The following is a 15,876-nucleotide window of genomic DNA, read 5'->3' as shown; positions in this document are numbered from 1 at the left end:
TTAATTGTTCGAGTTGACAACTTTAATAGGCGATTGCCCGGAAAGTTGTCAACTCTGAATAACAGATTAAAATTTCACATTCAAACTTAGCAAAAAGTTAGTTCCCGCTTGTGGGTAAAAGAAATTTTCGGTAATTCTGCTTCCACCTGCCTGGTAGCCATAGGTATAACCATTGCTTTCGTATTTCTTATCGAAAACATTGTTTACCAATAAGCCCAGGTTTACGTTTTTAACACCTGCAAATTTAAAGTCGTAGCCCAAACGTGCGTTGCTTACCCAGTAACCGTTAATGGTCCTATCGTTGTTCTGTGTATTATCCAGGTATTGTTTGCTTACGTATTTGCTCTGTAAGGCTACAGCAAAACCACTAACAGGCTTATAAACAAGCTCCCCAAAAAGAACAGCTTTGGGAGAATAAGAGATATCAGTTAATTCATAGTTGTTTACTACCTGCCCACCGTTATCATAATCATCATAATATTCGGTAAAGTTCTTAATTTTATTTCTACTCAATGCTGCATTGGCGTTTAATACAAATTGCTGGCTGATGATGTAAGAGCCATCCACTTCTATACCTAAACGATAGCTTCTATCTACATTCTGACGGAAATTTCCGCCAACATCATTTATTTTTCCAGTAACCACCAATTGGTTTTTATAAAACATGCCATAGGCATTTGCACCGACATTAAATCTATCATTTTTAAATCGATAACCTAACTCTAAATCATTCAAGCGTTCAGGTTTTGGTGAAATACCAACGGCCGCATCTGTATAATCATCTCTGTTAGGCTCTTTGTTGGCCACACTAAATGAGGCATAAACATTGCTCTGTGGATTGATAAAATATGTTGCACCAAATTTCGGGTTAAAGAAATTTAAGGTTTCGTTAACGGCTAGGGTGTTCAGTTTATTTTCCGTTCCGGCGATATCAAAATATACCCTGCGGTACTGTAAGTCGGCAAATAAGCTTAACGATTCTACCGGACTATAGTTTACTTTACTATAAATGTTAAAATCGGTTTTAAAACCATCGTTATCATAATAATGCCTGTCTATATTTCCATTTGAAGCATATTGTGCCCAGATTACCTGCCCAAAATGGGCGCCTTTATATTCGTTATACGCACCGCCCAAAGTAAAGTTTAAATTCTTTTGAGGCCCATAGTTAAAAGCATAGGTAACACCATAAAAATCGTTATCCAACCAACGGCGACGAATCAGGTCTGTGCTTGTAATTGGTGTTCCCCCTGGAATAACAACTGGATTTAATCCATAATTTTTCAGCTCATCCTGTGTCCTGTATTCTTCATAATAACCTTCGCCCTTAGTATAGTGTAAAGCGCCGTTAAAAGAAAACTGATCAGAAAGCTGTCTGGCATAAATTAACTGGTAATGGTTCTGTGTATAGTTATCCGTTTGGTTATTGTACAAGAAACTGTTGTAAGTTCTTCCAGAGTTTAAAAGATTAGCGGCGTCATCTGCACCCAATCCGTTTCTGTCAATATAGGCATTCATTCCAACCACATCATTTTCTAAACGTGATTGCGGAATACCGTTCCATGATTGATAGGTTTTCTCATTTCCTGAGAAAACATTTACGCGCAACAGGTCTTTATTGCCGTGATAGGCACCAGATAGAAAATATGATTTAAGCAGAGATGAACCGCGGTCTACATAACCATCAGAACTGATCCTTGACAAACGGCCATCAAAGCTAAAGCGGTTGTTAATCAAACCTGTTCCAACCTTAACGGTGTTTTTCCAGGTATTGAAACTGCCGTAAGTGTTGTTTACTTCCGCATAGGGCTCCATTTCGCTGGCAGTTGTCTGGATATTTAAACTCGCACCGAATGCACCTGCGCCATTGGTTGAAGTACCTACACCACGCTGAATCTGAATATTATCTACAGATGAAGCAAAATCGGGCATGTTTACATAAAACGTACCCTGGCTTTCGCTATCGTTTATCGGAATACCGTTAACCGTTACATTGATCCTGCTATTGTCGCTACCGCGGATACGGATACCGGTGTAACCTACGCCGGCACCAGCATCAGAATTAACTACAACTCCTGGAGTGTTCTGCAGAATGAAAGGCAGATCCTGTCCGAAGTTATTCTGTTGGATTTCTTCCTTGCTGATGTTCTTATATGTAGTTGCTGATTTTTCTGTCGCCCGTGTTGCACGAACAATTACCTCATCTGCTAGGAAATTTTGTGGCGAGAGGCTAAAATCCAGCGTAGCATGTTGTTTAAGTTCTACAGCTTTTTCGATTGTTTTATAACCTACATAACTTACCACAATCATGTATTTTCCGTTAACCAGATTAGTGATGCTGTAATTTCCCGAGGCATCGCTCACTACTGCGGTTTTTTGATTTCTTAATTTAACCGTAGCGCCGGAAAGTGGCTGCTGGTTTTGGTCTGTTACTTTACCTGTAACAGAAATCTGTGCCGATGCAAAGAAAGGCAACATTGCAACGAGCGCTGCAAAAAGTAAATTTTTCAATTTTATTGTTTTTAGTTAAACCCATCGGAAAAGGGGCATTGCCGATTTTCAGTTAAACTTCCATAACTCCAATCCCTACGCCGGCATTACCCGGATCAGGTGCATTTATAAGGTTTAGGGTTTTGAGGTTTAGGGCTTAGGGTTTTACCCTCCACCGTCTGCCTTTTACCTTTCGCCTATAAAATGGGTATGATCTCAGCCTGTTTTTGTGTTATTTAAACAAGGCACCCCTAATGATGGTGCAAATGTAGAAAATATTTAGGAATTAGCGTGATTTTTGATTTATTGCAGGCTAATTGAGCAAAAAAATGACAACTTTATAGTATTATTTAACGAATTTGTTGGAGTTTTAGGTTTAGAAAATGAAGGGTTCCGTGTGCTTGGCATCTTCAGTCCCACTTCTGCTTCCGATGAAACCTGTAAAACAAGCAAGCACACCATAAAAAGCAAAAAATAGTGCTTAAATTTACAGCATCCCACTCGATCGGGTTTAAATGACCAGGCTGGTTAAATATTAATGGATGATCACCAAACGTTCCTACGGAACGAAAACGCCAATTATACAATTGGCTACCCAGCAAGCGTTTCGTGTTTTAGGCACCACGGTAGCAAACCCTTGTTACCTACCCGACAGGAGTGAACACGTAGTGTAACGAAATAAAGCGAATGGCTGGGCTACAGCATCTATGAAACACTGCCCCTCCATTTCCTAAAAAAAACCATTTTATTATTAATTGGAAATGAACGGTTCCGAGCTTTTGACAATTTCAGCCCCGCTTTTGGTACGGGTTCCGATGAAGGATCGGAAGCTCTTCCAGACAATCGGGTTTATTTGACAATTTTGGTGCCCTGAAGCAAACCCCTGTACGTAAACCCGACAGCAGCGGCAGCCTCCGATTTTTTCTATCGGAGCTATAGCGAATGGCGGGACTATAGTACCTATGAAATACTAACCTTTCATTTCCTAAAAAAAACCATTTTATTATTAATTGGAAATGAAAGGTTCCGAGCTTTTGACAACTCCGAAACAAAGTCATCAATTTAATCAAGAAACGTCTGTTTTCTTATACACCAAGAAAATCGTTTACTACCCTAATTGCATTTTCGAACCTTTCATCACCCAATCCACCAATTACTTTATAATTCGCATTTAGTGCTTTCAGTTCCTTATGCCAAACCTGCATAAAATACTCGCGCTTATGGGGGAAATCGCGCAGCGGATCATCTTGCCAGGGCAAATCAATGTCCATTAACAGATACAGGTCGTATGGTCTCTTAGGCAGTGCATCCAGCACTGGCTGTGGTGTTTCGCCTAATACTTCATCGCTCCAAATCTTTACCGTAACAAAAGTCGTATCACAAATAATAAAATCGCTTTCAGTAGTTACTAAAATAGCATCCTCTAAAGCTACCTGCCCGTAAAACATGTTCACTTCATCTTGCAGCGTATAATCGGCAACCAGGTTTTCGCAGTAATAGCGGGCATACTCTGGCACCCAAGAAACTTTATAATATTTCGCCAGCAATTGAGATATAGTAGATTTCCCCGTACTTTCCGGGCCAACAATAGCGATCTTTTTAATGTTTTTATTCACGATATCTTTTCTGAATACGGTCAAATGTAAAGGAAAAAGCCTTAAAAGAAAAAATCCGGTTGAGGAGGGCTCCTCTAACCGGATAATAAACCAAACAAACTATTTATGAAGAAATCCTCATGGCGGGTAACTAATCCGCGGAGGAAGCTTTAGATCATTGTCTAAAGTATATACAAAACGCGTATATGTTCTGCTTATTACAACATTATTGCCAATATTTCCAATATCACAACTTCGTGACTTAATTCTGACCTGTAGCCCCACTTTTACCAAATTCTTTTAACATTAATTAACATTTACAATAAAATCGTACATTTGGTTTTGACAGTCGTGTATAATTTATAGTACATTCTAAAAATTAGTGTTCATTATTTAAAACTATTTGTACTAAATGGTGTTATTTATTTAAGACATCAACAACTAAAACGTTATACCATGAAAAAGTTATGTGTTGTATTATCTCTGCTCATTGTATTTGCTTTAGGTTCAATTGCCTTTACAAATATTAAATTGGGTGGAATAATCGGAAAAATTACGCCTGGTGATGCGGCTTCTGCTGTTTCGCTTGTAGCGGCGACAGACACGCTAAAAGCGCAGGTTAGTCAAGGTGTTTTTACTTTTACTAACCTTAAAGAAGGCGTTTATACCGTTGTGGTAAAAGCCAATGCACCATACAAAGATGCTGTTATAGAAAAGATTGCCGTAAAAGATAGCGCCACTACAGATTTAGGCGAAATTAAATTACAGCAATAGTTCATTTCGCAAAAGAAAAATCTAAAAAAGAGCACTTAAATAGTGCTCTTTTTTATTTTAAAAAAAACGCCTTAAAATCACGCTAAAGATGTATCTTTGCATCCCGACAGAACAGTTGGGATTTTTCTTCTTACAAGCACAAAATCTCGTTGCTTTCAGGGTTTCAAAAGAACCAATACTTTAGAATTTTAATTATTGTTTAAGCTTTATCATGCCTAAAGACACTTCCATACGCTCAGTACTGATTATCGGATCTGGACCAATTATTATTGGCCAAGCCTGTGAATTTGATTACTCGGGTTCGCAAGCGGCTCTTTCTTTAAAAGAAGAAGGAATTACCGTTTCCATTATCAACTCTAATCCGGCTACAATTATGACGGATAAGGTTATCGGCGACCATGTTTATCTGCGCCCGTTAACTGTTGATTCAATAGAGGTTATTTTACAAGAGCACATCGACTCTGCAGATTTACCTAGAATTGATGCGGTACTTCCTACCATGGGAGGCCAAACGGCATTAAACCTTTGTAAAGAAGCTGAAGAACGTGGTGTTTGGGAAAAATATGGTGTAAAAGTAGTTGGTGTAGATGTTGCTGCAATTGAAAAAACCGAAAACCGCGAATCTTTCCGCCAGTTAATGGTTGATATCGGTGTAGGTGTTGCCGAATCGAAAATTGCCAACTCATTTTTAGAAGGCAAAGAAGCAGCACAAGAAATCGGTTACCCATTGGTAATCCGTCCATCATATACCTTAGGTGGTTCTGGTGGTGGTTTCGTACACAAAAAAGAAGAGTTCGATGCCGCTTTAAAACGTGGTTTAGAGGCTTCGCCAACACATGAAGTATTAGTAGAGAAAGCTGTTTTAGGCTGGAAAGAATATGAATTGGAGTTGTTAAGAGACAGCAATGATAACGTAATCATTATCTGTTCGATCGAAAACTTTGATCCGATGGGCATCCACACAGGAGATTCGATCACTGTTGCTCCGGCAATGACCTTATCTGATCGTTGTTACCAGGATATGCGTAACCAAGCGATCAAAATGATGCGTGCAATTGGCAACTTCGCTGGCGGCTGTAATGTTCAGTTTTCGGTTAACCCGGCAAACGATGAAATTATCGCCATCGAAATTAACCCACGTGTATCACGTTCATCAGCTTTGGCAAGTAAAGCAACCGGTTATCCAATTGCAAAAATTGCAGCAAAACTAGCCATCGGTTACAACCTGGATGAAATTGAAAACCAGATTACCAAAACCACTTCAGCATATTTCGAACCTACTTTAGATTACGTAATCGTTAAAATACCTCGCTGGAACTTCGATAAATTTAAAGGCGCTAACAAAGAGCTTGGCTTGCAGATGAAATCGGTTGGTGAGGTAATGGCAATTGGCCGTACTTTTATCGAAGCACTACAAAAAGCTTGTCAGAGTTTAGAGATCAACCGCGCTGGTTTAGGTGCAGATGGCAGACAGGTTCGCAATATTGAAGAGATTATGGACGGTTTGGAGCACGCTTCATGGAACCGTTTGTTCTTAATAAAAGATGCCATGGCAATGGGCGTACCTCTGGAGTCTATCCGTAAGGTAACCAAAATTGACAAATGGTTCTTAAACCAGATTCAGGAGCTTGTATTGCTTGAAACTGAATTAAAAAGATATTCACTAAACAATATCCCTCAAGATTTCTTCGTAACGCTTAAACAAAAAGGTTTCTCTGATATCCAGATCGCCTGGTTGTTAGGGAATGTTACTGAAGATGAAGTTTACGATCGCCGTAAAGCTTTAGGTATAAACAGGGTATATAAAATGGTTGATACCTGCGCTGCGGAGTTCCCAGCCAAAACACCATACTACTACTCTACTTTCGAAGAGGAAAACGAATCTGTTCCATCTGATAAGAAAAAGGTAATTGTATTGGGTTCAGGTCCTAACCGTATCGGTCAGGGTATCGAATTCGATTACTCTTGTGTGCACGGTTTATTGGCAGCAAAAGAAACAGGTTTTGAGGCCATCATGATTAACTGTAACCCTGAAACGGTTTCAACAGACTTTAACATGGCCGATAAATTATATTTCGAGCCGGTTTTCTGGGAACATGTCCGCGAAATTATCGAGTTGGAAAAACCAGTAGGCGTTATCGTTCAATTGGGTGGACAAACAGCGTTGAAAATGGCTGAGAAATTAACAGAAAGAGGCATCAAAATTATCGGAACATCTTTCGAGAATATGGACATTGCCGAAGACCGTGGCCGTTTCTCAGACCTGTTGAAAGAATTAGATATTCCTTATCCAAAATATGGTGTTGCAGAGAATGCTGAAGAAGCAATCGTTGTAGCAAACGAAGTAGGTTACCCAGTGTTGGTCCGTCCGAGTTATGTATTGGGTGGACAAGGCATGAGCATCGTAATCAACGATGAAGACCTGGAAAAAGCAGTAGTAAAATTATTGGGCGATTTACCGGGCAACCGTGTATTGATTGATCACTTCTTAGATAGGGCAGAAGAAGCAGAATCTGATTCGATCTCTGACGGTGAGGATGTACACATTGTGGGTATGATGGAGCACATCGAACCTGCAGGTATCCACTCAGGAGATTCATTTGCCGTATTACCTACATTCAGCTTATCAGAAACGGTAACTAAAGCAATGGAAGAATATTCGGTCAAAATTGCAAAAGCACTAGATGTACGTGGTTTATTGAACATTCAGTTCGCCATTAAGGATGAGAAAGTTTATGTAATCGAGGCAAACCCTAGGGCATCGCGTACGGTTCCTTTCATCGCAAAAGCTTATGATGTTCCATACATTAATATCGCAGCTAAAATTATGTTGGGTGTAGCGAAACTGAAAGATTTTACGATTGTTCGTAAGCTTGAAGGTTATGCCATTAAAGAACCGGTTTTCTCTTACGAGAAATTCCCGGAGGTTGCGAAAGAGTTAGGCCCTGAAATGAAATCTACTGGTGAGGCGATCCGTTTCATCAAAGATTTAGAAGATCCTTACTTCCGCAAACTTTACAAAGATAAATCCATGTATTTGAGTAAGTAAGCTGCTTACGAAGGTTTATAAATAAAAATGGCCAGTGATTATTTTCACTGGCCATTTTTGGTGTGGTGTTTTATTATGCTGTTCGTCATGCTGAATTTATTTCAGCATCTTTTCTGTTATTAAGACCATGAAATAAATTACCTTCGGTGAGCTCGCTAAGGCTCGGTTCAGGGTGACGATCGCCTGTTTAACCGCTTTTATTGCTTCAACTTCGGAATCCTCGTTGGGGTATCAGTTCCGTTCACAATAGTAGTTGCACTCTTAGCAATCGCTTTGATGGTAGAAAGGATATTTTCTACGTCCAAAGAACTGTATTCGTCTTTCACACTATGGTATAATTTATCGATATCAATTTTATCGGTACTAATGGTATGTGCCGGAACGCCCAGGGCAGCTAAAGTTGCATTATCACTTCTATAAAACAAGTTTTGATCTGGGTATGGGTCTGGATGGAAAGTAAATTCGGTCCCGGCTAAATTTTTCTGTACAATCTTCCCAAAATCAGATCTTTCATAACCTGTAATAAATGCAGTGTTCTTGCCAAATTTCGAATCCTTACCAATCATCTCAATATTGAACATGGCTACTACATCATCAGGATTTAGTTTTTCAGAAAAATATTTTGCACCGAAACCACCGATTTCTTCAGCGGTAAAAGCAACAAAGATTAAAGTACGCTCATTGTTTTTCTGTGCTTTGTAATACTTTGCAAGGGCAATCATAGCCGTTGTACCCGATGCATCATCATCTGCGCCATTGGCAATACTATCACCATCTACACTTTTTAAAAAGCCTAAATGATCATAGTGACCTGAGAAAATTACAATTTCTTTTGCTTTTGATTTACCTGGAATTACCCCTGCAACATTAAATAAAGGCATTTTATCTACCTTACTTTTAAATGTTGCTGAAAAATCAGTCGCGACATCTTTACCCAAAACAAAAACCTGCACAGCGTTTGTAGTTGCTTTAACGTCTTTCTCATCAACAGTTGCCGGCTTACCGAAGTAACTTCTGTAGCGGTTAAACAGATCAGCAAATTTACTGTCAACCAAAACGATCTGGTTTTTTTCAGCACCCATCATAGCCCTTAGTTGAGGTACAAATGCTTTTTCGGGATCTAATTTAACAACAGTAGTGTTCGACTTATCCAGTGTAACACTTTCTGAAGTTACACCTGACACGATTAAATTTTCTGGGGCAACTTCCTGTCCATCTATTTTAACACTTGTACTTTGGTTGGTAACCTGGTATTTATTAAAAGTTTGTCGGAAAGTTTTCTCACCAGGCAATGGCTTTAAACCGATTTTTTTAAACTCAGATTCGATAAAAGTAGCCGCTTTATCAATGCCAGGCGTAAAGGTTGCACGCCCTTGCATATCATCGGCACTTAAGGTTTTAATTAGGTGATCGGTGTACTCACGAGTGATGATTTTATCTATGTTTTGCGCTTTAAGCTGCAAACTTGCCATCCCTACAAGGGTAAAAAAGAATATTTTCTTCATATAATAAGTTATAAAAGGTTCAATTTAGGATTTTTGGCTGATAGTTCAACAGTTTTTTGGTTGATAGCCCTTTGACACATAGCGATTAGTAAATCTGTTTGTCGCTTTCGCCCATGAACCACTCGCTCCGTCTTACCTCTTCCGTTATACATCTCACATAATTACCCCTCGCTGTCCCAATCGTGTTTTTCGAGATCGCGGTAAGCTTTTCCTTTTACAATTTCCTTCTTTTTAGATGATTCGGAATCAACCCTCGTTTCGTGAATATTATCGGCTACTTCAAAATAGAAATCTTTATCCTTTTTAGAGTGATAAATCGATACCTCATCCCCATCCGCTATAGCATAATCATAAGGTCCCCGTGCACTCATCAGTTTTACAAACACAGGCAAACATTCAAAGAAAATAAATAACAGCCCGATAAAAGTAACCGCTATTGCCGTATTGTTATCCCGTGTTCCATCTACATTAAATTTAAGTTGCCCCAATGCCCAGTTGCGGTCGGCAAAACCAGCAATATCCGATAAACTGTCTAACTGCTTTTTAGTGTACAGCTTTTCGGTAAACAGTCCATCAAATTCTTTGCGTTTATCTACAAAAGCTTCCGATTTATTGATGGTGGCTTTTAACGAATCTAATTCAGCCGTGCGCTGTGCTATTTCAGCTTCCTTGCGTTTGGCATATGGCCCGTAGCCCATTACACCCGATGTTTCGGTAGTTTTGTTGCCAAAAATCTCGAAATTAAGTTTTTGCCTATCCGCTTTAATTCCTTTTTCAAGCGAATCACGTGTGGCTTTCTGTTGATTTAACCTGCCGAATTCTACCTGATATTTTTTCTCAAAGGCTTTATTCAGAGTATCAATTTTAGAACGCTGACCGTTTAGGTAACTCACTTTTAGGCGTTCTTTAATTTCTTTATCGAAAATTTTAAGCTCTATTGGTCTCGAAATTACCATACCAATCATAATGGCCAACAGAATACGCGGTGTAGCCTGCAACAACTGTTTATTGGTGCTGGCGCTTTTGTTAATGCTAGATACAATGTAGCGGTCCATATTAAAGATGGCTGCCCCCCATAAAAAGCCGAAAACAATGGCAAAAATTACCGCCAGATCATCCCCCTTAAACACAAAATACATGGCATAACCCCCAGAAAGGGCAGCAAATAAACCTGTAAAAAAGATGGTGGCGCCAATGCCAGTATATTTATTTTGTTCTGAAGGATACTTTTCCAGTGTCGGGATATGAGCGCCAGAGCAAAACCAAAAGAAACGGTTCAGTTTGTCCATTTGTAACTATTTATAATTAAACGCCTAAGGGTTAAAGTTGTTACAGTTTTAGACAAAATTTTATGGCATTTTTTTGATGGGGAGCGTAAAGTTGATTTTCCTATATTTGCATAAATACATTTAATAAAATGAAAGAAATATCGGTACAAGAACTAAAAGAGAAAATCGATAACAAAGAAGATTTTCAATTGATTGATGTTCGTGAAACATTCGAATACGAGGTTTCCAATCTTGAAGGTGAGAATATCCCTTTGGGTGGAATTTTAATTGAGGCTGATAAGGTTGCGAAAGATAAGCCGGTAATTATTCAGTGCCGCAGTGGAAAAAGAAGCGCAGCAGCAGTAATGCAGTTAGAGCAACAATACGGGTTTGACAATCTTTATAACTTAAAAGGTGGTATTTTAGCTTGGCAAGAAGCTTTTGATCCGAGTATGCCAGTTTACTAAGATTCATAAATAACCAATAACTAAATCCCAATTATCAAACTTTGCAGATCGCGAATTAAGCTGTTGATTTTTTTGCTCAGCATACTGTTTGATAATTGGTTATTGTAAATTGGTCATTAATAAATTCTCTTACACAACAATCCTCAAACAGTGGGTAAAAAATTTGCTTTAAATATCTTCTATAACCTGGCCATCATCCTTTCCATTTTCGGATTAGTGTGGTGTTATAACAATGCTAAATATCTTCCCGCTGGCTTTTTGGTAGGCACTACGGCTTGTTTGTTCTACTTTAAGTATCAACTTACTAAAGACATCAGAAAAAGCTTTAAAGAAAAAGATCAGAAGTAACCGCTTCTAGCCCTAAACCTGGCAGATCTTTTAAAATATATTTCCCGTTTTCGAAAGCCGGGTCAGTAAAGGGGTTATTCTTGGTAAGCCATGGCCCGTCCAGATCGGCCCAGTTACATAAGGGGGCCAAAGCAGCTGCAGCCAAGGTGGCACAACTGGTTTCGCTCATACAGCCAATCAGCACTTTCATCCCAAAAGAATGGGCTTTCAAAATCATCTGATGCCCTTCATACATGCCACAGCTTTTCATCAGTTTTACATTAATGCCATGGTAAGCGCCTTTTAGTTTGTCCATGTCGGCTAAACGCTGTACAGCTTCATCAGCTAACAAAGGGATCGGACTGCGCTCGGTTAACCAGGCATTCCCATCGAGGTTATTTTTATCCATAGGCTGCTCAATCAACACTACACCCTGGTTATGCAGCCAGTAAATTAAATCAATTGCTTTAATTTTATCTGCCCAGCCCTGGTTAGCATCCACATATAAAGGTACATTGGTCATGCCCCTAATGGTTTCGATAATCTCCTGATCGTTATCTCTCCCCAGCTTAACTTTGATCACTTTAAAAGCCTCAGCATCTTTCAGTTTTTCGCGGATTACTTCAGGCGTATCAATCCCAATGGTGTAAGAAGTAACAGGCATTTTTATTGGATCGGCACCATAAATTTCATAACAGGGTTTATTTAACAGCTTCCCTTGTATATCGTTAAGTGCAATATCTATCGCCGCTTTAATGGCAGGCTGGCCTGGAGCAAGGCTATCCAGATAGCTAATTATTTCTTTGAAATCGAATGGATATTGGATTTTACCCCAATCTACAAGGCTAAGAAATGCCGCAGCACTTTCGTAGCTCTCGCCCATATAAGGTACCATAGAAGCCTCACCATAACCTGTTACACCTTCATGTTCGATCTTTAACAGCATTAAGGGGGTGCTGGTACGGGTAAATTTCGAGATCGAAAAAGGGTGTTTTAATTCTAATTCAAATTGCCTGCAACTAATCTTCATTATCAATCGTCTTCTAAATAATTAAGGTAATTATCGCTTTACAAATTATCTTTGTTTTATTAACGCAACTACCACTGCCATGAAAAACAATTCAAGATTACGGTATTTTATTTATTTATCCTTAATAATTATTGGGGGATGTACCACAGGAAAAAAAGCCTTACAAAAGGGTGATTATGATGCTTCGGTTGCTAAGGCAGTAAGCAGGCTGCAAAACTCGCCAAAAAATAGTGAGGCTATGGAAGTGCTAAAAACAGCATACGATTTAGCGCTACAGGATCATTTGCAAAAAATTGAAGAAGCTAAAATGTCTAACAATTTATTCAGGTGGGAATCGGTGATGTACGATTACCAAAAAATCAATCAATTGGCCGATGATATTAACAGTTGCCCAGCTTGCTTAACCATTGTTCCTAAGCCTTCAAAATACATCAATGAACTTGCTGATAGTAAATACAATGCTGCTGCCGCAAGATATAACTCAGGATTAGGTTATTTGAGAGAAAACAACCGCCAGTCGGCAAAAAAGGCATACTACGAATTTGAGAAAACACAGAATCTTCAGCCAAATTATAAAGATGCCAAAGCCAAAATGGAAGATGCTTATTGGGCAGCAGTAACCCGGGTTGTGGTTCAGCCGATTGTTGTAAACAGCGGCAGGTACAAATTAAGCGCTGATTATTTTCAGCAGCAGATCGATCAGTTTATTGGAAACTACTCGAGAAATAAGTTTGTGATATTTTATGGCGAGGCTCAGGCAACCAACCAAAAAATTGTTCCCGATCAGGTATTGAGTTTAAACTTTGATGATTTTGTGGTAGGCCAGACCTATATAAAAGAAAGGGTAGAAAAGTTGAAACGCGACAGTGTGGTAATCGGCGAAACCCGTGAGAAAAAGCCTATCTATGGCACAGTAAAAGCCACTTTAAGTCTTTTCGAAAAGAATATATCCTCATCAGGTTTGTTGGATATGAGCATTACCGATTGGAACACGAAGAAACTGGTACGCCAGCAGAAATTCCCTGGAACTTATGTATGGAGAGATAATTGGGCAACCTATAAAGGTGATGATAGGGCACTGAGTAAACAGCAACTGGCCATTACCAGAAGGAGGGAGCAATTGCCCCCACCACCAAGTGCTTTGTTTTTAGAATTTACCAAACCCATTTACAACCAGCTGGTTGATGATATCAGTTATTATTATAATAACTATTAGCAGAATTTTATTTTGTTAAAATGAATAAGGCACCCAATCCCAGTGGGCTAAACTTAAGTAAGCCATCAGGTAAAGAAATATTTTTTAAAACGCCTTTATACTTAAAATCCGCTCTGGCATCATAACTTACAAATCATTCCTCTTACCAGTTAAACTTTGCAGGGCATGTTTGAATCTCAAAAAGGACAGATAAACGGCAAAAATAAATATGAACGGCGAACCTCATGCGATTGGCGAGGCCAAATTGACTATTTCAGCTTTTGTGGTATAGGTTGATGAATGAAGTTTAATCCTACCTTCAAAGCTTTATCCCGTGATCAAAGTTTACAGCGGCCCCAAACATAGCCCGGATAGGCTTAGTGTTCTTTTTACACTAAAGACAGACGATTGATCTCACATTTTCGTTATGGTTAGAGATAATGGCACCAATAGCTAAATTAAAAACCTAATCATCTTCTATCTATGACTGCATTCCCATCAAAGATAAATCCGAAAGTGTTTTATCAGCTAATCTGTTTTGTTTTGATGTGCAATATTGTTTCTGCACAAAAAGTGCCTGTAAAATTTGAGCTAGAATCGCAAACTATAGGTACTACCAATGGTACTGTACCCTTCTGGATGCGTTCTAACCAATTTGGTTCTGTTCCGCTTTCTGGTCTGTCTCAAAGTTTTATTGGTAAAGCATATAAGGACTTCTCTCCATTGCCTCCAAAAGACAGCACTGATAAAAAGCAGAAATTATTAGATTGGGGTTTTGGTTTTGAAGGCAGGGGCAATCTGGGCAAAGGCACTAACTTTCAATTGGTTGAAGCCTATGTAAAAGGCAGAATTGGTATTTTTAATCTCATTGTCGGAAGAAATAAAAATGTAATGGGCCTTAATGGAGACACTACCCTGAGTGTTGGCAATTTTGCAGTCTCAGGCAATGCCCCAGGGGTACCTCGGGTAGAGATTTCCATTCCTGATTACTATGCTATACCTGTTTTGAATAAATTGTTTGCCATCAAAGGAAACATACTGCACGGATGGCTTGGTAAAATGAATATTCAAAATCCTGTGAATTCTGAGTTTTATTATCAGAGTACCTTTTTTCATCAAAAATCACTCTATATAAGGCTTGGCAAGCCCGATTGGAGGTTCAAAATGCATGGTGGATTTAATCATCAAGCATTTTGGGGAAGTGAAAAAGACATTTTTGGCCCATCCTTTAGATTATCCGACTTTGAAACCTTTAAATATGTTATGCTGGGAAAAGCTTATGAAGGAAACGGATATTATACATCTAAAATAGGCAATCAATTGGGTTCCCTTGATATTGGCGCAGAATATAATTTTGATAAGATTAATGTGCTGATATATCGACAGAATTTTTATGATGTAGGAGCCCTGTCTAAATTAGCGAATATCGCTGATGGCCTAACCGGAGTAACGATAACCAATAAAAACTTCAGCAAAACAAGTGGTCTTTTTAAATGGAAAAAGCTGCTTGTGGAAATATTCTATTCCAAAGACCAGGCTGGTTATCCATGGTCAAAGCTAACAAAGTCCGGGGATGAAGATTATTATAATAATTTTTATTATAAAAGCGGATGGTCATATATGAATAAAGGGCTCGGAAATGCACTAATCACCAGAAGAGAAGATATAAAAGCTGGGCAGGAAATCAGAAATGAATATTTTGTTAATAACCGGGTTGTGGCTTTTCATTTAGGTATTGAGGGGTCAATAAAAGATTGGGAGGTGCTGACGAAATTAACTTATTCCAATAATTACGGAACATTTGGGACCAGTGATTATGGCCATAGCCTGGGAGAGTTCGTTCATCTAAACAAGGGTGGTGTGTTTGATAAAGCAGATCAATTTTCCTTTTATATTGAAGGTATGAAATCGTTCAGAAATGGGATTAATGGCGGGTTTGCAACATCGTTTGATCAAGGCGAGCTTCTTGATGATTCATTTGGTTTGATGCTCAAGCTAACAAAATCTTTCTAATGTCTAAACGATTCTTTTGAACGGCCCCCTCCACAGGGAGAAATCTATTTATTGTTTTCTGATGATAGGCCTCTCCCTTTTACTTAACGAATTAATGAACATTCGTCGGAATTTGCATTAAGCCACCGATAAAAAACTGGGCGCTCAAACCTTTTTACCATGG

At 38.9% G+C, this 15,876-nt stretch carries 11 protein-coding genes; 6 read left to right on the top strand and 5 right to left on the bottom strand.

Going from position 1 to position 15,876, the window contains the following annotated elements; genetic code table 11:
* Positions 1 to 66: 66 nt before the first annotated feature.
* A complete protein-coding gene (locus tag EYS08_RS07360) occupies positions 67 to 2,511 on the bottom strand; it encodes a TonB-dependent receptor (RefSeq protein ID WP_317130082.1) in 2,445 nt (814 codons plus the stop codon).
* Between the two features lie 1,064 nt (positions 2,512 to 3,575).
* Positions 3,576 to 4,106, bottom strand: a complete 531-nt coding sequence (locus EYS08_RS07355; RefSeq protein WP_131029591.1) for an AAA family ATPase — start codon at positions 4,104 to 4,106, stop codon at positions 3,576 to 3,578.
* 435 nt (positions 4,107 to 4,541) lie between these two features.
* Between EYS08_RS07355 and EYS08_RS07350 the strand changes: the two genes are divergently transcribed.
* Positions 4,542 to 4,859 carry a carboxypeptidase regulatory-like domain-containing protein gene (locus tag EYS08_RS07350; RefSeq protein WP_131029412.1) on the top strand — a complete coding sequence of 106 codons (318 nt, stop codon included), beginning with the start codon at positions 4,542 to 4,544 and terminating at the stop codon, positions 4,857 to 4,859.
* Positions 4,860 to 5,070: 211 nt separating this feature from the next.
* A complete protein-coding gene (gene carB / locus EYS08_RS07345; protein WP_131029411.1) occupies positions 5,071 to 7,908 on the top strand; it encodes a carbamoyl-phosphate synthase large subunit in 2,838 nt (945 codons plus the stop codon).
* A 197-nt stretch (positions 7,909 to 8,105) separates the two neighbouring features.
* Here carB and EYS08_RS07340 read toward each other — a convergent pair whose 3' ends face one another.
* Together EYS08_RS07340 and EYS08_RS07335 are read right to left on the bottom strand one after the other, a co-directional pair.
* Positions 8,106 to 9,413, bottom strand: coding sequence for a M20/M25/M40 family metallo-hydrolase (locus tag EYS08_RS07340; protein ID WP_131029410.1), 1,308 nt, complete (start codon positions 9,411 to 9,413; stop codon positions 8,106 to 8,108).
* A gap of 161 nt (positions 9,414 to 9,574) precedes the next feature.
* Positions 9,575 to 10,702 (bottom strand): DUF4407 domain-containing protein, encoded by a 1,128-nt coding sequence (locus EYS08_RS07335; protein WP_131029409.1) that lies wholly within the window; start codon positions 10,700 to 10,702, stop codon positions 9,575 to 9,577.
* Positions 10,703 to 10,830: 128 nt separating this feature from the next.
* Between EYS08_RS07335 and EYS08_RS07330 the strand changes: the two genes are divergently transcribed.
* Together EYS08_RS07330 and EYS08_RS07325 are read left to right on the top strand one after the other, a co-directional pair.
* Positions 10,831 to 11,148, top strand: coding sequence for a rhodanese-like domain-containing protein (locus tag EYS08_RS07330; protein WP_029277953.1), 318 nt, complete (start codon positions 10,831 to 10,833; stop codon positions 11,146 to 11,148).
* A gap of 150 nt (positions 11,149 to 11,298) precedes the next feature.
* Positions 11,299 to 11,496, top strand: coding sequence for a DUF6358 family protein (locus EYS08_RS07325; protein WP_029277955.1), 198 nt, complete (start codon positions 11,299 to 11,301; stop codon positions 11,494 to 11,496).
* Here EYS08_RS07325 and EYS08_RS07320 read toward each other — a convergent pair.
* On the bottom strand, positions 11,474 to 12,505 hold the full coding sequence (locus EYS08_RS07320) for a dipeptide epimerase (protein WP_131029408.1): 1,032 nt from the start codon (positions 12,503 to 12,505) through the stop codon (positions 11,474 to 11,476). The two genes, EYS08_RS07325 and EYS08_RS07320, sit on opposite strands and share 23 nt — an antisense overlap.
* Before the next feature lie 79 nt (positions 12,506 to 12,584).
* Between EYS08_RS07320 and EYS08_RS07315 the strand changes: the two genes are divergently transcribed.
* Positions 12,585 to 13,721, top strand: coding sequence for a hypothetical protein (locus EYS08_RS07315; RefSeq protein ID WP_131029407.1), 1,137 nt, complete (start codon positions 12,585 to 12,587; stop codon positions 13,719 to 13,721).
* A gap of 462 nt (positions 13,722 to 14,183) precedes the next feature.
* Positions 14,184 to 15,713 carry a capsule assembly Wzi family protein gene (locus tag EYS08_RS07310; RefSeq protein ID WP_131029406.1) on the top strand — a complete coding sequence of 510 codons (1,530 nt, stop codon included), beginning with the start codon at positions 14,184 to 14,186 and terminating at the stop codon, positions 15,711 to 15,713.
* Positions 15,714 to 15,876 lie beyond the last annotated feature (163 nt).

It is taken from the genome of Pedobacter kyonggii, assembly GCF_004310665.1.
Lineage (GTDB): Bacteria > Bacteroidota > Bacteroidia > Sphingobacteriales > Sphingobacteriaceae > Pedobacter > Pedobacter kyonggii.
This window is presented reverse-complemented; position numbering and strand designations above follow the sequence as displayed.

Coding starts and splice junctions, on each gene's coding strand:
- EYS08_RS07350 (WP_131029412.1), top strand. CDS start 4,542: ATGAAAAAGTTATGTGTTGTATTATCTCTGCTCATTGTATTTGCTTTA.
- carB (WP_131029411.1), top strand. CDS start 5,071: ATGCCTAAAGACACTTCCATACGCTCAGTACTGATTATCGGATCTGGA.
- EYS08_RS07340 (WP_131029410.1), bottom strand. CDS start 9,413: ATGAAGAAAATATTCTTTTTTACCCTTGTAGGGATGGCAAGTTTGCAG.
- EYS08_RS07335 (WP_131029409.1), bottom strand. CDS start 10,702: ATGGACAAACTGAACCGTTTCTTTTGGTTTTGCTCTGGCGCTCATATC.
- EYS08_RS07330 (WP_029277953.1), top strand. CDS start 10,831: ATGAAAGAAATATCGGTACAAGAACTAAAAGAGAAAATCGATAACAAA.
- EYS08_RS07320 (WP_131029408.1), bottom strand. CDS start 12,505: ATGAAGATTAGTTGCAGGCAATTTGAATTAGAATTAAAACACCCTTTT.
- EYS08_RS07315 (WP_131029407.1), top strand. CDS start 12,585: ATGAAAAACAATTCAAGATTACGGTATTTTATTTATTTATCCTTAATA.
- EYS08_RS07310 (WP_131029406.1), top strand. CDS start 14,184: ATGACTGCATTCCCATCAAAGATAAATCCGAAAGTGTTTTATCAGCTA.